The following is a 25,073-nucleotide window of genomic DNA, read 5'->3' as shown; positions in this document are numbered from 1 at the left end:
ATGAGCACATTACAATTTTTAGCTGATGGATTCTCCATCGCTTTTCAATGGCAAAATTTATTATTTGCGTTAGTCGGGGTCGTAATCGGAACGGCTGTGGGTGTTTTGCCGGGAATCGGTCCGATGAGCGGGGTCGCCCTTCTCATTCCGGTTACCGCAACAATCACGTCAGGCATGCCGACAAGCGCGGCCGCTGCCAGTTCGATTATTTTACTTGCGGGGGTTTATTACGGAGCTATGTATGGGGGTTCCACGACGTCAATCTTGTTGAACACACCTGGTGAATCATCTTCCGTTGTCACGACCCTTGATGGTTATCAAATGGCTAGACAAGGACGTGCGGGAGCTGCATTGGCAATTGCTGCAATCGGATCGTTTTGCGCCGGAATCGTTTCACTAATCGGTCTTGTTCTATTAGCTGAACCGCTTTCCAATGTCGCTATAAAATTTGGTCCAGCGGAGTATTTTTCTTTGATGCTCTTGGGGTTGGCCGCAGTAAGCGGACTTGCTGGAAAGTCGATGACCAAAGCTTTAATGATGACAGTTTTCGGACTTATACTCGGAACAATCGGCATTGATGCTGTTTCTGGAATAGCACGTTTCACATACAATCAACCGATTCTTTTTTCCGGTTTGGAATTTTTAACGATTGCCGTCGGGCTGTTTGCACTCGGTGAAGTATTTAAAACGGTTTTGGAACGCGACGGCGAGGACGGAGCAATTGCGAAAATCAATCGCATTCTTCCAACGAAACAAGATATGAAAGACAGCACGGTGCCGATTGTACGCGGTTCCCTACTCGGATTTTTTATCGGAGTACTTCCGGGTGCCGGCGCGACACTTGCTTCCTTCTTCTCCTATATGACAGAGAAGAAATTCAGCAAAAACCCTGAAAGCTTCGGAAAAGGAAATATCGCCGGAGTAGCTGGTCCTGAATCTGCTAATAACGCGGCTTCGGGCGGCGCAATGATTCCTTTACTGACATTGGGAATCCCTGGATCCGGTACAACTGCCATTTTGATGGGCGCGCTCATCATGTACAATATTCAACCGGGTCCCCTACTTTTCGATGAACATCCCGAAGTTGCTTGGGGACTTATCGCAAGTATGTTTATCGGCAATTTGATGCTGTTAGTCTTGAACATGCCGCTCGTTCGGGTGTTCGCAAAGGTCATTCAAACGCCTAAGAAATATTTATTGCCAATCATTGTGGCTATTTCCTTTTTCGGAGTATACGCCGTTCAATACACGACATTCGATTTATACTTACTCCTTGGGTGCGGTGTCGTCGGCTATCTATTATCGAAACACGATTATCCAGTCGCTCCATTAGTATTGGCACTGGTTTTAGGACCGATGATTGAAAACAATATGCGCCGAGCATTAACGATTTCAAACGGCGATTTCATCATCTTTTTCACAAAGCCCCTATCACTTGTTTTCATTATTGCAGCTGCGGCATGGCTCTTGATTCCGATGTTGTTGAAACTCAAAGGTCGCGCGGTTATTGTGGAAGAAGAAGGTTGAAAAAGTGTTCAATACAAAAGCGGATTGTCCTTGGTAATAGACAATCCGCTTTTTGTCAGCTGTTTTTCACTCTGTTAATTAGCACGGAAGTTTTATATTAATAGGTTATTCATGTTAACATGGAGGTAATAGTAGCTTAGAATTACTAAATAAAATTAATGATTAGTCAACCGAAAATAACAATGTAGGGTGAAATAAATGATTTATGCAAGCGGTGTTGTGACGTTTTTATCAAATAATAAAAATTTTAAGAAATATAAAAGAAGAACGATTGCATTAGAAGTTATTGAAGAAATTCCTGCAGAAGATGATTCACCGGCCAAAACTGTTTGCAAGTATGTTGCTCTCCTTCCTAGAAGCTATGAGTGCAGGTCTTTGGAAGACTATACAGGAAGGGTAAAACCCTTTTTGCAGAAATCAATAAGCAGTATCATTGTGAGTGTTCAGGTTTCCCATTTGAACTACGCAAGCGATCGTGCAGTTGCCTCTATTAAAAAAATGAATTAAAAAACCACTGAAAAATTCTTCAGTGGTTTTTATCGTTTTCTTATACTTTTGTAACAACAATTTCTTCTTCGATTACATCGACATGGACTTTTTCAACGCTTTCTTCTTCCAAAATTAAATCTGTTAATGGATCTTCGATTTTGTCTTGAATTACTCTACGAAGTGGTCGAGCCCCGAAGCGTTTATCATAGCCTAGTTTGACTAATGCTTGTTTTGCTTCATCCGAAATCGTAATGTTTATATCATTTTCTTCGATTGTTTCTTGTAAATCTACAAGCATCAAGTCGACGATTTCTAGTAAGTTTTCTTCTGTCAATTCATTGAACGATACAATCGCATCGAAACGGTTGAGAAACTCAGGTTTAAAATAATTGCCTAATGTTTCAAGCGTAGTAACCGATTCATGTTCAGTTTGATTGAACCCGACGCTTACTTTTCTGTCGCCTGTCCCGGCGTTACTTGTCATAATGATGACTGTATCTTTGAAGCTGACAGTGCGCCCGTGTGAATCTGTTAAACGGCCGTCTTCCATAATTTGCAGGAACATATTTTGTACGTCAGGATGCGCTTTTTCAATTTCGTCAAGAAGTATAATTGAATACGGTTTACGACGAACTTGTTCTGTCAATTGACCGGCTTCTTCATGACCTACATAGCCTGGAGGTGAACCGATAATTTTTGACACCGCATGTTTCTCCATATATTCACTCATATCAAGTCGAATTAATGTGTCGCGTGAACCGAATAATTCTTCAGCCAAGACTTTTGTAATTTCCGTCTTACCGACGCCCGTAGGACCAACAAATAAGAAAGATCCGATTGGACGCGTCTTGGATTTAAGTCCAGCACGGCTACGACGAATCGCTTTAGCGATTTTATCGACCGCTTCCTCTTGACCAATAACTTCTTTCCCAAGATTTTCAGCGATGCCTTTCATTTTTGCTTGTTCTGCCGCTTGTAGTTTCGTCACAGGAATCCCTGTTTTTTCTTCTACAATCAATTCAATATCAGAGACAGAAACTTCAACTTTTCCGGCTTCCCCACTTTGCTTAGCGTCTTCCAATTGTTTTCTTAATTTAATTTCTTCATGGCGTAAATTTGCCGCCTTTTCATAATCTTCCGCGTCTGCTGCCGCTTCTTTTTCCCCAATAACTTCATTCAAACGGGTTTCGATTGAGACAGAGTCGCCTGCCACATGTTCAAGATTTAAACGTGACCCGACCTCATCCATCAAATCAATCGCTTTGTCCGGTAAAAAGCGGTCTTGAATATAGCGCTCAGACAGGGTTACAAAAGCTTGTACCGCTTCATCTGAATATCGAACTTCATGGAAGTCTTCGTAACGATCTTTTATCCCGTTTAGGATTTTAATCGTATCTTCTGCAGAAGGTTCGTTGACGATAATAGGTTGGAATCGACGTTCAAGTGCAGCATCTTTTTCGATTTGACGATATTCTTTCAACGTCGTCGCCCCGATAAGTTGCAAGCCGCCACGTGCTAACGCCGGTTTCAAAATGTTTCCGGCATCCATTTGCGAGCCTTCAGTCTGTCCTGCACCTACAAGCAAGTGAATTTCATCGATGAATAAAATAACATCTGTCCGTGTTTGAAGTTCTTCGATTAATTCCTTCATTCTTTCTTCAAACTGGCCGCGAATACCTGTATTGCTGATAAGTGAAGCGACATCTAACAAGTACACTTCTTTGTTCAGCAGTTTAACAGGTACATCGTCTTCGTTAATTTTCACTGCAAGCCCTTCGGCAATCGCTGTTTTACCGACACCAGGTTCACCGATTAACACCGGATTGTTTTTATTTCTTCTATTTAAAGTTTCAATCACGCGCTTCACTTCTTGATCGCGTCCGATAACCGGATCAATTAGTCCTTCTCTAGCGTCGTTTGAAATATTTTTTCCTAACTGATCTAACAAACCATTACTTTGATTTTCATCTACCTGTTGTGTCTGTGTTCGTGCCTGTCCTCCGCCGTTAGCTTGGAAAAACTGATTTCCCTCGTTACCAAATGACGGCATCTTGCCTGCATTCAATTGTCCTTGAATTTGCCCGAAACATGTATGACACATGTTCACTTGCATATTTTGCTGATTCATCCGAAGTCTCAGATTCATCGTTGCTCCATTTTGACCACATAGTTGACATTTCATATATGTTTCCTCCTTAGTAATTTTGAATATATACCGTGTCTGACTTTGACTATCTTTGACTATACATTTATTATACACTGACTATCTTTGACTTTCAAGAGTCCTGCTTACATTTTATTTATTAAAACAAGCATATTAATAAAGAGCAAACCGCCAATGGGTTTGCTCTTAGATACTAAACAACCAATACCCCAAGTAATTATCTCTTTTATTACTTTTTCTCAAGTGAATGCAACTGATCTAGTTGAATCATTCCTTCAATGTCATTACTTGTGACATATTCTGCTTCTTTGCTAATATCCGCCATTTCTTGTATGACTTGTTCGTTCACGGCTGTTGTTACTTCTAGTCGGCTAAATGCCACTTTTAATTCCTCTTTATCGATTTCTTTTCCTGTTAAGTCTTTTATATGTTTAATGACAAGCTCTTGGCTTTCTTCAGGATTTTGTTCGATAAATTGAACCGCTTTTATATGAGCTGTCAAATAAGCGCTCATAAAAGCTTCATTTTCTATAAAGTTTTTACTTGCTGCAACAACCGTATTCGTTGATTCTTTCCCCCAAGCAAAAGTTTCCCAATCTAGTAGTAACTCACCTTCCGCTTGTGTTTCCAAAATATAGCCCCATGGTTCTTGTGTTGCCGTGGCATCAACTGATTTTTGAATGAAAAGCGTTGCTGTATCAGCTGGTGCAGCAGCAAATAACTCAACCGTTCCCCCATTTGATGTTGGTTTTAAACCAACGTCATTTAGCGCTTTACGTAACATCACATCTTGTGTGCTTCCGATTACGGGTATCGCTACTTTCTTTCCATCCAAATCGGCTAAATCTTTAATATGGCTGTGCTTACTTGCCACGAGCACAGCGCCTCCATTTACTGCTCCCGATATAATATGATACCTCGGATCTTTCACATAAATATTTAGCAGCGGGCCGGGTCCAACTGTTCCAACGTCGATTGACTTCGTCGCCATTGCCTCCATAAATAAACCGCCGTTACTAACTGTTTTCGTATTAATCATAATATCCTCTCCGAATGCTTCGGCAAAATAGTCATTTTCCAAAGCAACGATGGTGGCGATATGTGTTAAGTTTGGAAAATAGCCGATGTTCACTTCTTTACTCCCTTTTGCTCCTTTTTCACCCTGTCCACATGCCGTTATTATACTTAGTGAAAGTAATGAAATAAGTACTAATAAAATTTGTTTGCGTTTCATTCGATTCTCTCCCTTTGATATGAAAAGTAATTTTCACTGGCTAATTCCCCATTTTACTTGTACGCTTTTCTCAAGCCTTAGAAAGACAAAATTGTCCATAATGGTGCCAATGATGCCTATGATAATCATCACTGAAATGACTAAATCCATTTGACCAAGTGATCTACCCGTTTCCAGTAAGTGTCCAAGGCCACCTCCAGAGCCAAGCAATTCACCCGCCATTAATGCTCGCCATGAAAATGCCCAGGCGATTCGTAATCCCGATATGATTTGAGGAACAGATGCTGGTAAAATAACGGTTCGTAAAAAATGCAGGCCGTTTGATCCTAATGTTTTGGCTACTCGTTGATAAAGTGTCGGGACATTTTTAAAGCCGCTCGTCGCACTAATCGTCATTGTCCACGTCGCGCCAATTGTAACGATGAAGAGAATTGAAAAGTCATTTAATCCAAACCAAATAATTGCGAGTGGAAACCATACAATGCTCGGAATTGATTGTAATGCAGTGACAAGAAATCCAAGTGTGTCTTCCACCAATTTAAAACGCCAGATGAGATAACCTAAAGTAAGTCCAAGTAGTATTGCAACTGAAAATCCAATAAGTAATCGACTCATACTTTTAACAATTGCAACCGTAATTTGCCCATTTACGATACCAGTGAAAAGCGTCTTAAGAACTTGGGTAAGACTTGGAAACATAAAATCAGGTAAGCTAGAAAACCTAGATGTGACTTCCCATATCACCGCTAGAATCACGATGAAGAGAACCCGTCTTAAAAATGTAGTCATCCCCCATTTCCTCCTTTAACACCTTCTCTATTTCATCTTGTAATGAAGCTAATATTTGCTGTTCCAAATGAAACATTATATCGTTCGGCATAATGCCGTCCTTCATTGTATTTGAAGAAAAAGTTGCTTTGATTTTTCCTGGACGTGTTTCAAAAACAATAATTCTTTCAGATAAAAGAACTGCTTCCCGAATGTTATGCGTAATGAATAATATCGTCACTTGCGTTTTTTTCCAAATTTCTATTAACTCATTGTGCAACACCATTCTTGTTTGCTCATCCAAAGCTGCGAATGGTTCATCCATCAATAAAATATCTGGCTCCATAACGAGTGCTCTTGCGATAGAGACACGTTGTTTCATCCCTCCTGATAACTGATGAGGATGGGCATTGGTATAGTTACTTAAATGGACCATTTTCAACATGTCCAATGCTTTTTTCTCTGCTTGCGTTTTAGGCATACCTTTTAAAAGTAACCCGTATGTGACGTTATCAAGGACTGTTAACCATGGAAATAATCCGTCTTCCTGAAATACTACGACGCGCTCTGGCCCTGCTCCAGCTACTTTTTTTCCAGCAATCCGAATTTCTCCTTTGTCTGCTTTTTCCAACCCAGCAACCAAATAAAGCAATGTCGATTTTCCACATCCCGATGGACCAACAATAGATACAAACTGTCCTTTTTCCACTTCTAAATTGATATTATCAAGGACCTTCACTTGCCCTTTTTGTTGATGAGGAAAACTTTTTTCTATGCCATCGATCGTTAAATACACCACGATTTCCCCTTCCGTTATTAATCCCTACTAATTCAATAAGAATTTATGTGTTAATACATAATCTACTATACTTATATACATTGTCAACTATTTTCTAAAAGTATTAAAACAAATCGAGTAGGAGGGAGTGATTAACTCCCGACCTCTCACACCACCGTACGTACCGTTCGGTATACGGCGGTTCAATTAAGGTTGATTACGCAAAACTTCATAACGTGATGATAGACTTTTGAGCCCTTGATGATTCCAGTAGGAATTATCAAGGGCTCTGTGTAATATCGGACTGTTAGAAATCCTCCAATAACTTTTCCGTGTGTTCCCCCACTCATAAGCCTTTCCTTTCGGAATGCCTAATCCAGTAAGTTTTCTCACTTTGGTTTTGGGTAATTTCCAAGCTTTCCACATACACATTCGGAGTCTTCTTCGAATCCATGAATCAAAGTTTCTGAAGACGCTTGGCGTATCTGCCAATGCGAAGTAACCGCACCAACCCATTAGGTATTGATTAAGTTTCTTAATTCGATACGCCAACGGACAAGGTTTCTTCCTTGATGTAATTTCACGGATTTTATTCTTCATTCGCTGCAAACTTTCTTTAGCGATTCGAACCTTTGGTTCTTTGTGAAAAGTGAAACTAAATCCGAGGAATTTCCTCTTCCAAGGTCGGTCAACGGCCGACTTATCTAGATTAACTTTCAACTTAAGCTTCTTTTCTATAAATGAAGTTACTGAATTCATGACACGGCTTCCTGCCTTCTTTGTTTTCAAATAGATATTACAGTCATCAGCGTAACGAACAAACTTGTGACCTCTTTTCTCCAATTCAGAATCCAGTTCATCAAGGACAATATTAGATAAGAGCGGACTAAGTGGACCACCTTGCGGTGTCCCTTCTTCGCTAGCTGATACAATACCGTTAATCATAATCCCAGACTTTAAGTATTTACGGATTAACTTAAGTAGACGTTTGTCTTGAATTCGTTTCGCAAGTGTCCCCATAAGCCTGTCATGGTTTACTTTATCGAAGAATTTCTCCAAGTCTATATCGACTACCCATCGATTACCTTCTGTTAAATAACCTTTTGCTTTCCTAACAGCGTCATGGGCACTCCGTTTTGGACGGAAACCATAACTATGGTCTGAGAACATCGGGTCATACACAGAAGTTAATATTTGGGCAATTGCTTGTTGAATGAAACGATCCATCACAGTTGGGATTCCTAGTAGACGCACACCGCCGTCAGGTTTCGGGATTTCGACCCTGCGAACGGGTTGTGGTTCATAGTCACCCTTAAGAAGCTCCATCTTGATGGGTTCCCAGTGATTTACGATATGCGTTCGTAGGTTTTGTACGCGCATTTCATCGACACCATGACTTCCTTTATTCCGTTCTACCCTTTTCAGGGCAGAAAGCAGATTTTCCTTTGACAGTATTCGTTCCATCAACATTTGTTATGCCTCTTTCCGTGAACAAAGCTTCTTCTTATGCCAGTTCTGCTCCACCATCTTGAAGTCCCCCGTGGGATTCACCACTTCCTCCATCAAGTATGCCTTATCGGTTATCTGTGTTCATCGCAGGTCACTGAATGCCAAGATTTTGTTCTCTCTTAATTGTTCAGCCCTTCCCATTCTTCTCGAGTTTGAATGGTACTATAGCCTCTGCTGACTTCTGATTGCTCAGCTATCCATCACTAGATAGGTTACCAAGTGTACTTGGCGTATCAATCAGACCTCCCCAGGTAAGAACGTAATCTTTCCCTCCACCTATCTGCTTCATTTACTCCGTACAACCTTCGGTAGAAAGGGCTTTGTTTTGTTTAGCAAACTCACCCAATTGTACTTAGCCTTATATGAAGTTCGTATTCCTCAGACCGGAGGTTTGCCGCTCGCTTCCTTCAGATTCCACGTCGCCATGGACACCCTTGCGTTAAGCTAACTGTTACTTCTACCTTCACAGTTCGGGACTTGCACCCTATAGATTACGCCCATGCTGGGCGCACTAAAAAACCTTCTGCTTATATTTCATAAGCAGAAGGTTTACTGTTTTTACGATTGAAACAAATCGCTGGATAAGTAACGCTCTCCGGAATCGGGCGCAATACAAACAACTGTATCGGTGGGAGTTAAACGTTTGGCAACTTCTAAGGCTGCATACACGGACGCCCCTCCCGAAGGACCAATGAGAATTCCTTCATTCGCGGCAATTCTTCTTACGACACCATACGCCGCCTCATCTTTAACTTGAAATATTTCGTCGTAGATGTCCGTATTCAGAACCGGCGGTACGAATCCTGGGCTTGTTCCGACAAGCTTATGCTTTCCCGGTTTCCCTCCCGATAAGACGGGCGATCCCGCCGGCTCCACGACATGTACCGTGATTTTTTCGTCGTATTTTTTTAGTGTCTCTCCAGTCCCAGTTACGGTTCCACCCGTACCTGACGTACAAACAAATGAGGTCAGCGTTTTTCCAATTGATTGCATGGCTTCAATAATTTCAATTGCCGTCGTCGTCCGGTGTACATCCGGATTGGCCGCGTTTTCAAATTGCATCGGTATAAAACTATTTTCAATCTGTTCAGCTAATTCATTTGCTTTTGCAATAGCACCAGGCATTCTTTCTTCACTTGGGGTTAAAACAACTTCCGCGCCATATGCTTTCATTAAATTAATGCGTTCACTCGTTGCATTATCAGGCATGACTAAAATCGACCTATAGCCTCTGGCGGCAGCATTCATCGCAAGTCCAATCCCTGTGTTTCCAGAAGTAGGCTCTATGATTGTTGAGCCTTCCCTCAGCTTTCCACTTTTTTCCGCTTCCACAATCATATTGTAGGCGGCCCGGTCTTTCACACTTCGGCTCGGATTAAAAAATTCGAGCTTCACATAGACAGCAGCCCCTTTTGTATCTGGAAGCGTGTTTAACCTTACGAGGGGTGTCTTTCCGATTAATTCAGCGATATTGTTTACAACTTGCATATAACTCATCCTTCCAATTCTTCTATTGTCCATTCATTGATAGTTTCTATCATAGCAGACCAATCTATATTATTCCTATCGTTTTGCTAGACTTTAAAGTGAAAAAATCATACTGGCGCACCAAACAATTATGAAAGTTAGATATCAAGCATTTGTTATTCCCTGCTGTTCATCATTAAAACACACGTAAACAAGTGGTGAATTCACGCTTTAAACCTTCATTTTATGTTTTTTCCCAAATTCGATGTTATGATTATGTAATAAAGTTTATCATTAGAAAGCGAAGGATCTTATGAATCACATGAATGTAACAATGAAGCGTCTGTTTGTTTATATTATCGGTTTGTTTGTTCTATCTCTTGGCGTTAGCTTCTCCATTCAAGCCGGACTTGGTGTATCCCCCGTATCTTCACTCGCATATGCATTTACATTAACAGCGGGATTATCAATAGGGATGACAACGGTGATTGCAAATATATTATTTATTATTATTCAAGCAATTATAAGTAAACAGATCAACATGAAAGAATTTATGCTACAACTAATAATTTCATTTTTATACGGATTCTTTATGGATGCTACATTATTTATAATACAATTATTCCCAACACCTGAAACACTCATCAATCGATACATTTTTTTAATCATAAGTTTATTCATTATATCCATTGGATTATTAAATTACTTCACAGCAAAACTTCCATTAATGCCCTACGATGCACTAACATTTGTTATTAGTGAACGATTTAAATGGAATTTTGGCAAAGCAAAAATCATAAGTGATTTAATCAACGTTGGTATAGCTGGTGCTGTTTGTTTAATTTTCATTCATTCATTTGGCTCAATCGGAATCGGAACGTTAGCCGCCGCATACTTTATCGGAAAGATCTTAGGCTGGATGATGAAAAAATACCAACACCCCCTTCAACAATGGGTTTTCCAGGAAAAATCTTAGATTATTCAATTCGTGCCATAAAACACTTTTCTTTTTAGGTACCCTTTTTAGGTACCTGTGCAAGAAACTATTCCAAAAATACACTACAATTGCATAAAATAAAAAGAGGTATCGACTGTGTAAGGCTTTGTCGATACCTTTTTGGTTTTTTATTCACAATCGCGAATTGTCATAACTGCGTCGTGCACAGGTACCCACCTTTCTTCATCCTTCCTTATTGCTACCAATGGGAAGCTGTATTTTAAGTATGAACCAATTTCCATTTAACTCTGCATCCATTTTCCCTTCCATCTTTTCAACTAACTTTTTAGACAGATAAAGGCCCAACCCACTTGCTTCGGTGTTCGTTCTACTAGTGACTTCTGTATAGAAACGCATAAACACTTTTTCCACCGCTATTTTACTATCCGGTTTGATGTCGTTTTTAATGCTAAAAATTAGATAGTCGCCTTCATTCCTGTAGTTGATAACTGCTTTACTTTTAGCATAACGAAGTATATTTTGAACGACATTTTGGATGACGCGTATAAGCATGAACTGGTCAGCAATAATTTGACTGCCATTTATTTGTTCAGGAAATTGAAGTTGAATATTCTTCTCTTCGAATTGTTCATAAAAAGATAAGAAGGTTTCTTCAACTAAGTTTGAGAGAGATATTGAAGATAAAACGGTTTCTTTTTGGTTCGTTTCAATGCGTGCTAAGTCATAAAAGTGATCGGTCATTTCCATCAGACGTTTGACAGCGTGTTCGATAATCCTTAAATAGTGTATTCTCTTCGTTTCATCTGTGGTTTCATTTAAAAGTTGGACATAACCATTGATCGACGTAAGTGGTGTTCGTAAATCATGGGAGAGTCCGGCGATGGATAACTTCACGTTCTCTTCCATCTGTTTTGCTTGACGATTTTTCCCTTCAAATGCATCGATCATTTGATTTAATTCATCAACTAAATCCATCAATGCCTTATCACGAAGATCAAGAGATAGCCTACTGCCGAAGCTAGCACGAGTCGGAATCTCTTTGATTTCATGTTTCAATTTCCGCATTTCTCGCTTTAAGAAGTATATATATAAAAGAAGCGCCAATGCTATGAAGACAACTATCCATCCCCACATAACATTCACGCTCCTTTCTTTAATCAAATTTAAAGCCTATGCCCCATACAGTTTTAATGTAGTTTGTATCATCTGTGCTGAGCTTATTTCGCAAATTGCTAATATGCATATTAATGGTATTGTCGCTATTAAAAAATGGTTCATTCCAAACACTTTCATAAATATTGGCGCGACTGAAGACTTTTTTTGGATTCTCTAGAAATAGAAGTAAGATTGCGTACTCGCGTCCAGTGAAATGAAGCGTTTGGTCACCGGACTTCACTTCGCGCGTATCTAAATTTACACTGATATTCTTGTAATGAATTTCTTTCATTTCGCTAATTGGAGCCTTTTTTGCATGACGTAGCTGAATGTTTATGCGTAAAAGGAGTTCTTTGACATCAAATGGTTTTGTAATGTAATCATCTGCCCCATTCGTCAAAAGTTCCAGTTTCGAATCTTGGTCACTTTTTGCAGAGATCACCATCACTGGAATCGTTGAGTTGCGCCGGATTTCAAGAAGAAACTCTTCTCCATCCATCCCTGGAAGCATTAAATCTAAAAGGACTATATCTACCTGATTTTGTTCAAATAGCAATTTCCCTTCAGTTCCTGAGTATGCACTTAAGGTATTGAAACCATTTAAAACTAATGCTTCTTTAATAAGTGAATGAATTGCAATATCATCTTCAATAATTAATATCGTTACCATAGCTATCGACCTACTTTAATTTGAAGTGTTTCACTTTATGTCTGTTCGTTTAAACAAAAATATTCCTAAAGTTGATGATATCATAATCGTGATGAGACTGACTAATACCATCTGAGGAAATTGAGCGATATCCGCTGGTTTTGCAAAATCTGAGTAGAATAAGAATGATTCAGAAAACCAGTATGTGACATGTTTAAAATGTTCGGTTTGCTGGAAAATTCCAGGAAGAAATCCTGTTGCAATTGTATAAAGAAAACTCCAAATTAATGAGATACTACTATTTTTCGTTAGAAAACTAATCATCACATAAATAGATACATTTGCCAAAATTAATAAATAAAGCGTACTGAAAGTTTTTAATGCATAGCTAAAATAATTGTTAATCTCCGCAATTTCACCAAATCCAAACACTATTGTAAAGCTAATCATTCCAATTACAGACATTGCAATTAAGCCAACAAGGGAGAATAGTGCAGCAATCACTAATTTCGATAAATAATAATGCATGCGACTCCGACCTAAAGACAACGCATTTCGAATCGTTCCATTTTGGAATTCTTCACCAATAAAGAAGCTAATAAACGCGCTCATGACCAGTAAAACAGTCAATCCATTCTTCTCAATCATCAGAACACCTGTCGCCCCATTGATGACTGTATCAATTGCCTGAATGAGCTCCTTTCCATGATGCACTTCCAATTGACTATTCACGACTTGCATAATAGGAAGGAAAAGTAAAATACCAAGGGCAATTACTAATTTTTTACTTCGAATCAACTTTATTTTTTCAGCTGTTAATAGATTAAGCATTAGGTTTTCCTCCTGTTAAGTGCAAGAAATAATCTTCAAGTTTTTGTCTTGTTGTACCAATCCGTGAAACACGTACATTAGCTAAGACTAACGAATGATTGATTGCCGCAACATCATCTAATTGTTCATAGATATTTATTTCGGTTCCATTGATCACTTCATAATCCTTAATTCCCATTTGATCCAGGACGACGACTGCTTTTTCTACATCAGTTGTTTCTATTTCAATGTATTGACGAGTTTCACGTGCTAGTTCTTCCTTTGAAAGTTCATTAATAATTTTTCCATCATGCAAAATACCATAGTGTGTAGCGATTTGTGAAAGCTCATCTAGCAAGTGACTCGAAAGTAAGACGGTAATTCCACGCTCTGTCACCAGTCGCTGAAGAATTTCACGCATTTCAACTATTCCTGACGGATCGAGACCATTTGTCGGCTCGTCTAATATTAAGAACTCTGGATTTGTGATAAGTGTTGATGCAATTGCTAACCGTTGACGCATTCCTAAAGAGAAATTCTTAGCTTTCTTCTTTCCTGTATGACTAAGGTTCATTAAACGAAGTAAATCATCGATTTCTCGCTCACTAACTCCCCCATTTGCGGCTTGAACTCTTAGATTCCCTCTAGCTGTTAGTTCCGGATAAAGTGCTGGCGTTTCAATGGATTGCCCCATTTTTCTTCTTGCACGTTGCAATCCCTTCATGCCGGTTTCCCCAAACAGCTCGATGTCTCCCCCGTCAATCGTAATTAACCCCATAATCGTACGCATGAACGTCGATTTTCCCGCGCCATTCTCCCCGATTAAGCCGTAGATCATCCCTCGTTTAATTTCGATAGATACTTTATCAAGCACTTTGTCTTTACCATATATTTTTGAAACATTCGTTGCTTTAAGAATCGTTTCGGACATACATAGTCACCCTTTCAATGTTGATAGGTTAAGAATAAGTTCCAAGTATAAATAATGAGGCTAGAAAAGTATAAAGAAAGTGTAAAGAATCCTGTGTGTAGGAATTGAATCTTTAAGGTGTATTTAATGAAAGTTAATTTTCACAAATGTAGGATGAGCTTTACAATGGCACTTTATAGGATGATTATATCGACAAATGATCAACTTTTGCTTGGATTTTTTTCATAATTACTGCCAGTAGTAGAGCCGAATAAGAGAGTGGTTATGAGGGGACAATATAGGAAGAGGCAATGGACAAAATCTACTTAAAATTAATTTCCGGAGGGTAATATGGAGTTATCTTTATTATTAGAGTACGGTTGGGTTTTAGTCATTTTGATTATTTTAGAGGGGTTATTATCCGCTGATAATGCTTTAGTTTTGGCTATAATGGCAAAGCATTTACCAGAAGAACAGCGAAAAAAAGCGATCAATATTGGGTTGCTAATGGCTTTTATATTTAGAATTGGTGCGATTTTCGTCATTTCATTCCTTTACAATGTTTGGCAAGTTCAAGCTATTGGAGCTGCGTATTTAATATTCATCGCTGTAAGACACTTATTTAAAAGGAAGGGCGAAGAAAAAGAGAAAAAAGGAAAAAGTTATCGTATGACTGTTGCTCAAATTGCTCTAGCGGATATCGCATTCGCTGTCGATTCTATTTTAGCGGCAGTAGCTCTTGTCGTCGACTTGCCCGATACAGCCATGGGTGATATTGGTGGTATGGACGGCGCTAAATTTATCGTTATTGTAATAGGTGCAATTGCAGGGTTAATTGTTATTCGGTTTGCAGCAGGATTCTTCGTTAAGTTATTGACAAAACGCCCTAGTCTTGAAAAAGCCGCAATGTTGTTAGTTGGTTGGGTCGGAGTTAAGTTATTAATGCATACTCTTGCACATCCATCAGTGAACATTGTTTCTCAAGCTTTTGTTGAAGGAGGCGTTTGGAAAACAATATTCTGGTCAGTTATGCTTCTGATTGCTTTAGGTGGTTGGTTTTTATCTAAAGAAAAAACGGAAGAAACAAATGGGGAAAGTTAATTATTAGAAATCCCTACAGCCGCTATAATGATAATGAGTGGATAACCCATCTACGAGCCACTAACTCAAGGATGGGTTATTTTTTGTGTTTAAATGACAGGAGAAGGATTGTACTTCATCCTTCCTTATCGCTACGAGCGTCTCGCGATTTTAACTATTTCCCGAATAACAGATTGAACTTCATCCGAGCTGTTAATTTCAAAGAAATATTCTGCTTCGTCTTCTGTCGGTTCAGTCACGCCGTCTTTATCGGTCTCCGCCTGTTGTCGAATAAGGACTTCCTCAAAAGTAGAAGCGGTTCTAAATACAGCTGTGCTACGTTGACTTTCAGAAACGCGTTCCCGGAGAACATAATCCGGAATATCGAAGTTAACGATGATGCTGATGAACCCTTTGTTCTTTAGGTACTCAAGTAAACTCAATCGCCCCTTTAGACCGCGATTTGCGTTGCTTAAGATAAGATGAAAATCGGATTGATCTACAGCGTAATCTAATATTGTTTTAGAAATGGCGTACTTAAGTGTGTTTGGTCCTTGTTTTGGCAATAAAGTATTGTAATTAGCATTGATGAATTCCGCATGATTATCTTGGTCAATTACCAATGAGTTGTGCAATCGTTGTTCCAATTCTCTAGCAAATGTAGTTTTTCCGCTATGGGTTTTACCGACAGTTATGATTATTAATCTTTTCATTTAATAAACTCCAATCTATAAAGATGGTTTCCTCTATAAGAACTTCGACAAGACATGATTAGTTCCCTTGTAAGAGATATCCCTGAATTGTATAATGTGAATGAGCATAAAGAAGGCACTACCGCACTGATATGAAGGAGGAAGACATGGAAGTTTTCGAAAAATATTTAGCAGGTATCGATAATCCCGACCACCACGATCGAACAAAGGAAATTTTGGCGTGGGTTTCTAATAAATTCCCAAATTTGGAACAGCAAATCAAATGGAATACACCAATGTTTACCCATAATGACACATTTATCATCGGCTTTTCTACAGCGAAGCATCATTTGAGCGTTTCACCTGAACCAGCAGGCATTTCGCAATTTTCCGATGCAATTAAACAAGCTGGCTACAGTGCTACCAAAGGCTTGTTTCGAATTAAATGGAATGAGCCAGTAAATTATGAATTGCTTGAGAAAATGATTGAATTTAATATTCAAGATAAGGCAGAATATACGAGTTTTTGGCGATAATAATTAATCATGTTCTGTCAGTTATGCGAAAATAGATTCCTTTGCAATCGACATCATCAAAATGTTTATAATACTAAATTTTAAAGCCCAATTTCCTTGGATTATTAGTAGGAGATTGGGCTTCGTTATTGTTTAAAAAGTAATATTGGCTTCATGTGCAAAGTTCGCGCTCACCCATTCCCCCTCAATCTTAAACAACTCATATACAACCTCAAAGTCCGTAGGCGGTTCATCTATCCAACTTAGCAGGGTACGAATAATAAATTCTTTATCTGGGAAGTGGTGGATAAAAACTTCAGATTGGTCGTGAAGTCGTGTTGTCCAAATCTGAGAACGCGCCATAACCATTGAATAGTATGTTCGAATGAGTTTACGAGCAAAGTTTTGTGAAATTGTTTTAAAATCTTCATTAGAAGCTGTTTCTAACCTATTTAACGTTCGAGCAAGAACCTTATAAATATCACCATTGAAGCGAATGGCTATCTCTGATGTTAGTTTATACGGTCCAAATCGCTCCCCTAAATCCTTACCGTATACACAAACACAAAGTTCCTTAAGAAATGCATTTTCATAATAATTAGAGGGGTCGACCGTATAGTCATAATATGCAACAGCTATACCAACATCACGAAACAGAGTACGATACTTATGAGATAGTTCTCCAGCAATTTTCTTTAATTCAGCTAACTTAACTGAACTCAGTTGGCCATCAAACATAGCAATAAGATCTAAGTCCGATTTAAATACAACCGCCTCACCTCTGGCTACGCTACCGTATACATAAACACTGTGCAATTGTTGATCAAACAAATTTTTAAGAGATTCGATAGATTCTCGAATGCAAGGCATGTAGACATTATCAATATTGTCTTTACTAACATCACTTACAATATATCCATTAGGGTCTAGACCATATCCAGCTCTCAAAATCACCATTTCACCCCCTCACGAGAAATAAGCGCTGATCTTATTAAAGAACAACAACCGTTTGTCTAATGGAAGCAGTAACCAATGGGAATTTAAAGAGAGAGGTCGAATTTGTTTAACAATTACAGATCATTACTACGTTCCCATCTGGATCCTTTATATTAAACCAAGCTGTCTCGCCAACACTTTCTATTTCTCGCACAATTGGAATACCTTTATCCTGAATATACTGGTATGCTTCTTCAATTTTCGGAGCAAATAAATTAAAAATTGGACTTGGACTTGTATTATGTTTGAAATTAGGATCAAAGGTATGGTCATCTAAAGTTAAAGAAGTTGTTCCTGTTAGTGGTATATTATGGACAGGTGAGTCAACCTCCTCTAAATCAATATCTAAATCTAACAAGTCGGAATACCATTTTACCGAAATTTTCAAATTAGACACATGAACAAAAACACCGTTCATTTGGTTTTTTATCGGAATTGTTTTATCCATTTCAAAACTCCCCCTCAAGTATTAATTTCGAAGACCAATTTAAAAATCCTCTTTCATTGTATAAAATTACATTTTTGTTCTATCGTTAGTTTTGTTTTTTTCAAGAATCTCCTTAATTTTTTTCAAGTCTTTCTTGTTTGCCCTTCTCATTATCGGGGACATAAAAGGAGAAAATATTTTTGAAAAACCTGTCGGGTTCCCCTTGTTTCTTAAAGTCATCCGTGTAAAATTTTCATCATATGCTTCCCATGTATAGGTTGTCTCCATTGGAAATGGACCGTCTGCTGTTTTCATGACAAGTTTTTGCCCTTGAATAAACTCTACAACTTCGTAAACATATGCAAGTTGTCTTCCTAGGAATTGTGCATTAAATGCGATATGTGAACCAATAGTCAACGGTTTTCCGGTTTGCCATTCTGCTGATTTAATATTTACATACCATTCAGGTGCATTGTCAGGATTTGCTGCATACTCTGAAACTTTGTCCAGTGGAGACCGAATTATTATTTCTGTCATTACATTTACCATTTCGCACCACCTCCAAGTTGATCAGTCAATGTTAGACTCTTAGCGAGCCACGGAACCCTCTGACAGCATAATAGGACTCTGCTCCATTGTGGTACGTAAAGACAGTGTTATAGCGACAATCGCAAAAAATAGCACCACCGAGCTCTCTAATGTTGGGTGGTGTTTGCACCCAACTCGAGGTTTTCGTATCAAATTTCCCAAGTTCCTGCAACGCTCGATATTGATCTTCCGTTAAAAGTTCAATACCCATGGCAGTAGCCATATCAATAGCGCTATTTTCTGGTTTATGTTTTTTCCTTGATTCTAGCGCTTCACGGTCGTAACAAACACTTCTACGACCTTTAGGACTCTCCGACGAACAATCATGAAAAACGTATGTTTCATTCTTTATATCATAGTCTACAACATCCGGTTCGCCGCCAGTTCTCTCCATTTCACCTAGCGACCATAACTTCTGAGGATTAGCATTCAGCTTTTCTTGGACTTTAGCCCATTCAAGACCTTCATGGCGGTTCATATTTTTCTCAAAACGTACTTTCAATGTTTCGAGTAACCCTTCACTTTGTTCTTGTGATAACTCCTTGTTGTTTTTCTCAGTCATATTAGTTTCCTCCTAAATTATCGGTCAAAATTTACACAATGATTATAACATTTCGTTAACGATCGTACATTATTATGGTGATAACTATACATTACCATCCATGCAATAATAATCTTCGAATTGTCACCTTACCTTAAGAACCGGGAATTTGCCGCCACTCTTGAGTTACCTTTCTATTAAACTTCAATTATATCCACACGTAAAGTGGTATCCGTGCACCAACCATTCGTAAATGGTTAAACATTCATGTTAGTTCTTTCACAGGCACGTCAAATTGTGAAATCAGTTCCACTTGCAATAGACATCTTTGGATTGTATAATATATGTAGACATTGAATAAACTAAAAAAAGCTGCCCGATATATGGTATCGAGCAGCAATCCAATAGTAGGTCCCTCTAAAGGGGTCGGCTATCGAAGGTAGTAATAACCCATCTGAGCGCTCAACTCAAGGATGGGTTATTTTTTATGGTTACATGACAGGGGAAGGATTGTACTTCATCCTTCCTTATTGCTACAACTAATGCTGCGAATGTAACTGCAAACATTAATGTTTCAAATACTGACATTGGCATCACCTCCTTTCAAAAAGGAGTGTGCCGACCACCCTTGAGTAACCTTTTCTATTGAACTTCCATTATACCACACGAGTGTTCTGTCAACTAATTAGATGCCAAATAAAAGTTTTTCGAAATGAATGGCGATCATAATTACCTCTTCCATATATAAATACACATCACCCACTAATAAGTGACCCACAATACTGGCATTTTTCAACTCGTCCTTTTTCAACCTGATTATTGGCCCCGCAACCGTTACAAGGTACAACTATCATTTCTATTTTATGATTCCTTACTCTTTCATCAATTTCATCTTCTGTTGAAAAAATAATTATATCTTGATTATAATTAATATAGGCATCTTCAAAAAATCCTTTATTTATCATTTCTTGAATTCCCTTAATAGCAACATCATGCGATACGGGAATCGCCGATGAAATCGTCGGAATGGATCGCACTCTTTTATTCACAATAATATCGATGTATCGTTTATATTTGGCGGCTCTTATCGATGATTTTTTACCAAGATAAACTAATGTCAGACCCAAGAAAACAAAAAACAACATACCAAGCGTTCCATCTATGAATCCATCTTCAATCAACGATGTCCACGAGATTACCCCCATGCCTGCAATGATCCATCCCCATATCGTCATTTTCCTTCCAGACGACAGTGACGCTATTTTATCAACGCTAAGTTTTCTTACAAGGAAATAAACACCTACCGGCCAAAAAATAATTAATAGGAAAATAATCAGTGGCCATGAGTGGGTTTTTATCGGCTTATTATGATTTGATGTCATTTTTTTCTCATTCCTCCTCTTATTCATGATTGTTTAAATAAAAGTCTTGGTCTCTTGCACGGGTCCATTCACTAATTGCACCTTGCAGATAACTTTTACTATTGCTTCTTAATAATTTGTTTTCGGTACCCAGTTTGCCAAGAAAATTCCGATGAATATAAAAAGACCTCCAAGCATTACATACCAATGGATTGGCTCGTCTAAGAGAACCCAGCCCGACAGGACACCGAAGAATGGAGCTAAAAATAAAAAAGCGCTTGTTTTTCCGGGATCTCCAATATGAAGTAAATAAAACCATACGGCAAATTGTACTACCGAAGCCATAATAGCCAGCCATAAAAGAATAAAAATAGAAATGCTATTTGGTTCGAAAAACGGTTCTTCTAAGATAAAACTTCCGCCAAAGAGGATCAATCCTCCAAACAACATTTGATAGGCAGTTAATACCCATATGTTTATTTTTTGTCCCCAAGTTTTTATTAATAATGTACCGATCGCCCAGGATACTGCAGAGAGAAACCCTAATAATGTTCCGATATTAATAGATACATGAGCGCCAAAAGTAATTAACACCCCTAAGAAACCGACCACAACACCAATCCATTGCAATCGTTTGTATGTAAGTTTCAAAAAAATAGTACCTAAAATAACGACAAGTAAAGGATTTATAAATGTAAGTATAGAAGACTCACCAGCTTTAATCGTTTTTAAACTAACGAAAATACATCCCATCACGCCAGCAGTTTGAAAGAAACCGATAATAAAAACTTTCCCCCAATCTCGTAAGGAACGGGGATGAGGACGTTTCCAAAAAACAACGAAAATAGCCATCAATATTCCAGCAACAGTAAAGCGCAGGGCGACAAGCAAAATAGGAGAAGCATAGAGTAAACCAATTTTCCCTATTGCAAAAGCAGAACCCATTAAAGATGTAGTTAATATGACAAGAAATCCGTATACATATTTATTCATGCTACCTCCTTGTGGAAAGTGAATTATCACTAATTCTGCTCCAATAGACAAAGGCAAGAAATATTTGCCTCCTATTTATTCATTAGATATATATAACTGTCACTTCTCACCACTTGAAAAGTTAAATCATCTTCGATACCAAGCATAAAACTATATCCAATGAATTACCTCGCTTTGGCTACAGAGTAACTAAAAAACCGTACCTGAACCAAACATTCATGAATGTTTAAACAAACGTCTTTGTTTCTTGCACGGGTTTCTTTATCGACTTGCTTTACAATCTTTCGAATTGTAGAATGAACGTAGATAGTGAATATACTAAAAAAACCGTCGATGTTGGAATCGACGGCAATTTCAATAGGAGGTCCCTACAAGGGGCAGCCTTTAGACAGGGATAACCCATCAGAGCCTCTAACTCAAGGATGGGTTATTTTTTGTGTTTAAATAACAGGGTAAGGATTGTACTTCATCCTTCCTTATCGCTACGATCAATGCTGCACATGTTACCGCAAACATTAACGATTCGAATACTGACATCAGCACCACCCCCTTTCTTCAGGGAATGGGCCGCCACCCTTGAGTTACCTATTCTATTGACTTACCATAAAATCACACATGCTTTCTATCACACTATATATTTCGACAATTAAAACCTGTAAATCAAATATTCATGAGTGACTAAACAATTCGTTTTGCTTCTTGCAATGTATTCTAAACTATTCCTCTTCCCAAGTAATGCCGAAAAAAGGATTCTTTGAGCTTAAAACAATCGCAACGATGAATTTGTATGATACTTTTATTCTACCATAATTAGCAGTTAGCTTGTCTGATTATTCATGGATTTTCGTGAATTGTTATGTGGTTACACTTCACTTTTCTTCTTTTTTAAAGGATTCTGACATACTGCTATTGAATAGTAACTTGTAGATGTCTTTTTATACGGGAACTTTTTGATATGAACCCTGGTAGGAGTGAATCTTATGAAGTTTGCTGTCATTACTGATATCCACGGCAATGCGCCTGCTTTAGTAGCTGTTCTTAATGAGATTGACAAGCGGAAAGATATTAAATATATCTATTGTCTCGGCGATATGATTGCGATTGGACCAGATACGAATGCAGTGTTGGAATTGTTATTTTCCCGAGACGATATTTCAATGATTACCGGTAATCATGATGAAGCGGTTCTTGCCACTATCAAAGATGAACCACACCCTTTAAGCCATCCGCATGTGAAAGAACATCATGAATGGATTGCCGAAGGAATTCATGAGAAATTCATCGATAAACTTGATGAGCTTCCGCGGTTTATTCGAAAAGATATCTCTGGACAGTCGGTATTATTCACTCATTACCATGTGGAGTCCAACAAGGTGGATGCTCATATTAGCGAGGATCCTTTTGCTCCGATTGTTGAGCCAAGTCCCGGGAATATGGAAGCGTTGTTTGGACCGCAAGATGTCGATTTAATTTGTTTTGGTCATCATCATCCAGTTCATTTTTTTATAGGAGATCGTACAACTTATTTAAATCCTGGCTCACTAGGTTGTGCTGAGGATTCAGTTGCGCGATATGCGGTTGTTACGATTGAAGTGAATGATATTCAAGTGGAGTTGCTAGAGGCCGAGTATGATAATACTGGATTTCTAATGTCTTATGAAGCATTAAATGTTCCGACCCGTGATTTTATTTTGAAGGCATTTCATGGGGATCAGCTAAAGGGAGATGAATAATCGTGGGAATTACTGGATTGGGCGGCGTGTTTTTTAAGTGCAATAACCCCGCCAAACTTCGAGAGTGGTATCAAGAAAAACTCGGGTTATCATCGGATCAATACGGAAAAACTTTTTTATGGGGTGACACGGATGGCAGTTCTGTTTGGGCGCCCTTTGCCAAAGATACAACCTATTTTAGCCCGTCGGATAAAGAGTTTATGATTAATTTTCGAGTGAATGATTTAGCCTCCTATCTTGAAGAAATTCGAGCGAAAGATGTTGAGGTTGTCGGGGAATTGCAAGTTGAAGTCTATGGAAAGTTCGCGCATATTTTGGATTTGGAAGGAAATAAGATTGAGTTATGGGAACCGATGGATTCTGAAATGAAAAGTTAACTAAAAAAAGTACCAGGATCCAACAAGTTATAATTGTTGTGAATCTGGTACTTTTATTATAATTTTCGTTTCGTTTTTCTTGAAAAGTATAGCAAGAATAATCCTATCGAGAGCATAATCGTCGCGCTTGAAGAGAACGGCAAACCGATAATCTCTGCCGCTGCGCCTGATATGAAAGAGCCCGCTACTGCGCCTAGAGAAAAGAATGCGTAAAAAATACCGTATGCTTTTCCGCGATCAATTTTCGACGAAGCATCTGCCACGATTTTATTCATCGATGGGAATACGAATGCAAATCCAACGCCGTATACGCACATTAGAAGATAGCCGATGGTTGAATTCACTGTAAAGTTTAGCATGATGTGAACTGATGCGATAAGACAGAGTCCAATGACGACCAAAGTGATTGGCTCAAACCGGTCGTACATGCGGTTGAGTGGTGTTAAGAAAACGATTAAGGCGACTATGCCGAACGTACTTAATAAAAGCCCTGTCGTTTCTGAGTCCAAGCCCATATCTGCGACCTTTAACGGCAGAGCAAATGCCAATGTCCCGTTACTGATCATCAATGCAAATGCAGCCAAGGAAGCTTGGAGCAATAATGGGTCTTTTAAAAGCGGCATAAAGTGTTTAATAGAAACCGCACTTCTTTCCGTTTCCGAAAAGGATTCTTTCACGAATTTCAATAATAATAATGTTGTGATGAAAAATAACACGGCTACAAGTACAAATACATACTCAACTTCTGACCTGGCAGCCATAATTCCGCCAATGGCTGGCCCAATAATAGCCGCCGTTCCAATACATGCGCCTGTAATCGCCATCGCTTTTCCTCTTGAACGTTTGCTAGTTTGATCACCAACGTAAGCAAACGCCGCAGGTATCAATACCCCCCCTGCCAATCCATGCAGAAATCGAATGAAAAAGAGTTGCTCACCTGTTGTGGCAAGAGGATAAAGGAGTAAAATAATCGATGCTGCTAACATGCCGAGAAACAACATTCTTTTGCGTCCAAATCTGTCAATCCAATGGCCGCCAATTATATTACCGATCATATTTGTTAAGGAGTAAATTGCCACAATTCCACCGGCTAGCAGATTGGATGCGCCTAACTGTAGGGCGTATGGTGTAATGATTGGCAACTGGATAAATGTATCCAGAAAAGAAACCATAATAATAAAATAAAGCATTCTAGTCATGAACTAATTCCTTTCAACTATTCTTCCCTTCTATCATACATGAAATTGGTCATATAATAACGTAATTGGATTGCGGTGGCAGTTACTCTCTTTACTCGAGGAGAATCCTTAAATTTTATTCCGACTTGATAATGATTGAGTTTGTTTGTAACT

The 25,073-nt window shown here is 38.7% G+C and carries 26 protein-coding genes; 7 read left to right on the top strand and 19 right to left on the bottom strand.

Annotated features, from left to right (window positions below):
- Together JSQ81_RS19660 and JSQ81_RS19655 are read left to right on the top strand one after the other, a co-directional pair.
- Positions 1 to 1,527, top strand: coding sequence for a tripartite tricarboxylate transporter permease (locus tag JSQ81_RS19660; RefSeq protein WP_212605658.1), 1,527 nt, complete (start codon positions 1 to 3; stop codon positions 1,525 to 1,527).
- Between the two features lie 198 nt (positions 1,528 to 1,725).
- Entirely contained in the window at positions 1,726 to 2,034 is a 309-nt protein-coding gene (locus tag JSQ81_RS19655; protein WP_212605657.1) for a hypothetical protein, read from the top strand.
- Between the two features lie 40 nt (positions 2,035 to 2,074).
- Here the strand turns inward: JSQ81_RS19655 and JSQ81_RS19650 are convergent, their stop codons facing one another.
- The 6 genes from JSQ81_RS19650 to cysK form a co-directional block, all read right to left on the bottom strand.
- Positions 2,075 to 4,198, bottom strand: coding sequence for an ATP-dependent Clp protease ATP-binding subunit (locus JSQ81_RS19650; protein WP_212605656.1), 2,124 nt, complete (start codon positions 4,196 to 4,198; stop codon positions 2,075 to 2,077).
- Positions 4,199 to 4,409: 211 nt separating this feature from the next.
- Positions 4,410 to 5,414 (bottom strand): ABC transporter substrate-binding protein, encoded by a 1,005-nt coding sequence (locus JSQ81_RS19645; RefSeq protein WP_212605655.1) that lies wholly within the window; start codon positions 5,412 to 5,414, stop codon positions 4,410 to 4,412.
- 33 nt (positions 5,415 to 5,447) lie between these two features.
- The gene (locus JSQ81_RS19640; protein ID WP_212605654.1) at positions 5,448 to 6,203 is read right to left on the bottom strand and encodes an ABC transporter permease; all 756 of its coding nucleotides are present in this window, start codon (positions 6,201 to 6,203) and stop codon (positions 5,448 to 5,450) included.
- Positions 6,136 to 6,978 carry an ABC transporter ATP-binding protein gene (locus tag JSQ81_RS19635; RefSeq protein ID WP_212605653.1) on the bottom strand — a complete coding sequence of 281 codons (843 nt, stop codon included), beginning with the start codon at positions 6,976 to 6,978 and terminating at the stop codon, positions 6,136 to 6,138. The genes JSQ81_RS19640 and JSQ81_RS19635 overlap by 68 nt, the downstream gene beginning before the upstream one ends.
- A gap of 189 nt (positions 6,979 to 7,167) precedes the next feature.
- Positions 7,168 to 8,430: a group II intron reverse transcriptase/maturase gene (ltrA, locus tag JSQ81_RS19630; protein ID WP_212605652.1), complete on the bottom strand. Its 1,263-nt coding sequence runs from the start codon at positions 8,428 to 8,430 to the stop codon at positions 7,168 to 7,170.
- Positions 8,431 to 9,027: 597 nt separating this feature from the next.
- A complete protein-coding gene (gene cysK, locus JSQ81_RS19625; RefSeq protein ID WP_212605651.1) occupies positions 9,028 to 9,957 on the bottom strand; it encodes a cysteine synthase A in 930 nt (309 codons plus the stop codon).
- Positions 9,958 to 10,249: 292 nt separating this feature from the next.
- On the opposite strand from cysK, the gene JSQ81_RS19620 reads away from it, so the two are divergent.
- Positions 10,250 to 10,912 (top strand): YczE/YyaS/YitT family protein, encoded by a 663-nt coding sequence (locus tag JSQ81_RS19620; protein WP_212605650.1) that lies wholly within the window; start codon positions 10,250 to 10,252, stop codon positions 10,910 to 10,912.
- 204 nt (positions 10,913 to 11,116) lie between these two features.
- Here the strand turns inward: JSQ81_RS19620 and JSQ81_RS19615 are convergent, their stop codons facing one another.
- From JSQ81_RS19615 to JSQ81_RS19600, 4 genes are read right to left on the bottom strand one after another with little or no spacing between them, the layout of a single operon-like run.
- Positions 11,117 to 12,028: a sensor histidine kinase gene (locus JSQ81_RS19615; RefSeq protein ID WP_212605649.1), complete on the bottom strand. Its 912-nt coding sequence runs from the start codon at positions 12,026 to 12,028 to the stop codon at positions 11,117 to 11,119.
- 19 nt (positions 12,029 to 12,047) lie between these two features.
- Entirely contained in the window at positions 12,048 to 12,719 is a 672-nt protein-coding gene (locus JSQ81_RS19610) for a response regulator transcription factor (protein WP_212605648.1), read from the bottom strand.
- Positions 12,720 to 12,749: 30 nt separating this feature from the next.
- Positions 12,750 to 13,529: a DUF2705 family protein gene (locus JSQ81_RS19605; protein WP_212605647.1), complete on the bottom strand. Its 780-nt coding sequence runs from the start codon at positions 13,527 to 13,529 to the stop codon at positions 12,750 to 12,752.
- Positions 13,522 to 14,439, bottom strand: a complete 918-nt coding sequence (locus JSQ81_RS19600) for an ATP-binding cassette domain-containing protein (RefSeq protein WP_212605646.1) — start codon at positions 14,437 to 14,439, stop codon at positions 13,522 to 13,524. Before JSQ81_RS19600 ends, JSQ81_RS19605 begins: the two co-directional genes overlap by 8 nt.
- A gap of 330 nt (positions 14,440 to 14,769) precedes the next feature.
- On the opposite strand from JSQ81_RS19600, the gene JSQ81_RS19595 reads away from it, so the two are divergent.
- Positions 14,770 to 15,519: a TerC family protein gene (locus JSQ81_RS19595; protein ID WP_212605645.1), complete on the top strand. Its 750-nt coding sequence runs from the start codon at positions 14,770 to 14,772 to the stop codon at positions 15,517 to 15,519.
- A gap of 131 nt (positions 15,520 to 15,650) precedes the next feature.
- On the opposite strand, the gene JSQ81_RS19590 is transcribed toward JSQ81_RS19595, so the two are convergent.
- On the bottom strand, positions 15,651 to 16,211 hold the full coding sequence (locus JSQ81_RS19590) for an AAA family ATPase (RefSeq protein WP_212605644.1): 561 nt from the start codon (positions 16,209 to 16,211) through the stop codon (positions 15,651 to 15,653).
- Positions 16,212 to 16,357: 146 nt separating this feature from the next.
- Here JSQ81_RS19590 and JSQ81_RS19585 point away from each other — a divergent pair, with 146 nt between their 5' ends.
- Positions 16,358 to 16,726, top strand: a complete 369-nt coding sequence (locus JSQ81_RS19585; protein ID WP_212605643.1) for an iron chaperone — start codon at positions 16,358 to 16,360, stop codon at positions 16,724 to 16,726.
- Positions 16,727 to 16,858: 132 nt separating this feature from the next.
- Here JSQ81_RS19585 and JSQ81_RS19580 read toward each other — a convergent pair whose 3' ends face one another.
- The 7 genes from JSQ81_RS19580 to JSQ81_RS19555 form a co-directional block, all read right to left on the bottom strand.
- Positions 16,859 to 17,662 (bottom strand): nucleotidyltransferase domain-containing protein, encoded by an 804-nt coding sequence (locus JSQ81_RS19580; protein ID WP_212605642.1) that lies wholly within the window; start codon positions 17,660 to 17,662, stop codon positions 16,859 to 16,861.
- Between the two features lie 106 nt (positions 17,663 to 17,768).
- Entirely contained in the window at positions 17,769 to 18,149 is a 381-nt protein-coding gene (locus tag JSQ81_RS19575) for a VOC family protein (RefSeq protein WP_212605641.1), read from the bottom strand.
- 66 nt (positions 18,150 to 18,215) lie between these two features.
- Positions 18,216 to 18,677 (bottom strand): SRPBCC family protein, encoded by a 462-nt coding sequence (locus JSQ81_RS19570; RefSeq protein WP_212605640.1) that lies wholly within the window; start codon positions 18,675 to 18,677, stop codon positions 18,216 to 18,218.
- A 31-nt stretch (positions 18,678 to 18,708) separates the two neighbouring features.
- Positions 18,709 to 19,278, bottom strand: coding sequence for a DUF4256 domain-containing protein (locus tag JSQ81_RS19565; protein WP_212605639.1), 570 nt, complete (start codon positions 19,276 to 19,278; stop codon positions 18,709 to 18,711).
- A 441-nt stretch (positions 19,279 to 19,719) separates the two neighbouring features.
- Entirely contained in the window at positions 19,720 to 19,845 is a 126-nt protein-coding gene (locus JSQ81_RS20130; protein ID WP_256437719.1) for a hypothetical protein, read from the bottom strand.
- A 167-nt stretch (positions 19,846 to 20,012) separates the two neighbouring features.
- Positions 20,013 to 20,639 carry a hypothetical protein gene (locus tag JSQ81_RS19560; protein ID WP_212605638.1) on the bottom strand — a complete coding sequence of 209 codons (627 nt, stop codon included), beginning with the start codon at positions 20,637 to 20,639 and terminating at the stop codon, positions 20,013 to 20,015.
- A gap of 108 nt (positions 20,640 to 20,747) precedes the next feature.
- Entirely contained in the window at positions 20,748 to 21,611 is an 864-nt protein-coding gene (locus JSQ81_RS19555) for a DMT family transporter (protein ID WP_212605637.1), read from the bottom strand.
- Positions 21,612 to 22,591: 980 nt separating this feature from the next.
- Here JSQ81_RS19555 and JSQ81_RS19550 point away from each other — a divergent pair.
- Together JSQ81_RS19550 and JSQ81_RS19545 are read left to right on the top strand one after the other, a co-directional pair.
- Positions 22,592 to 23,344, top strand: a complete 753-nt coding sequence (locus tag JSQ81_RS19550) for a metallophosphoesterase family protein (RefSeq protein WP_212605636.1) — start codon at positions 22,592 to 22,594, stop codon at positions 23,342 to 23,344.
- Positions 23,345 to 23,346: 2 nt separating this feature from the next.
- Positions 23,347 to 23,721, top strand: coding sequence for a VOC family protein (locus tag JSQ81_RS19545; protein ID WP_249336587.1), 375 nt, complete (start codon positions 23,347 to 23,349; stop codon positions 23,719 to 23,721).
- A 56-nt stretch (positions 23,722 to 23,777) separates the two neighbouring features.
- Here the strand turns inward: JSQ81_RS19545 and JSQ81_RS19540 are convergent, their stop codons facing one another.
- Positions 23,778 to 24,920: an MFS transporter gene (locus JSQ81_RS19540; protein ID WP_212605635.1), complete on the bottom strand. Its 1,143-nt coding sequence runs from the start codon at positions 24,918 to 24,920 to the stop codon at positions 23,778 to 23,780.
- Positions 24,921 to 25,073: the final 153 nt, after the last annotated feature.

The sequence above is a fragment of the Sporosarcina sp. Marseille-Q4063 genome, assembly GCF_018309085.1.
Taxonomy (GTDB): Bacteria; Bacillota; Bacilli; order Bacillales_A; family Planococcaceae; genus Sporosarcina.
Note: the sequence above shows the minus strand (reverse complement) of the source record. Positions and strands in the feature narration are given on the sequence as shown.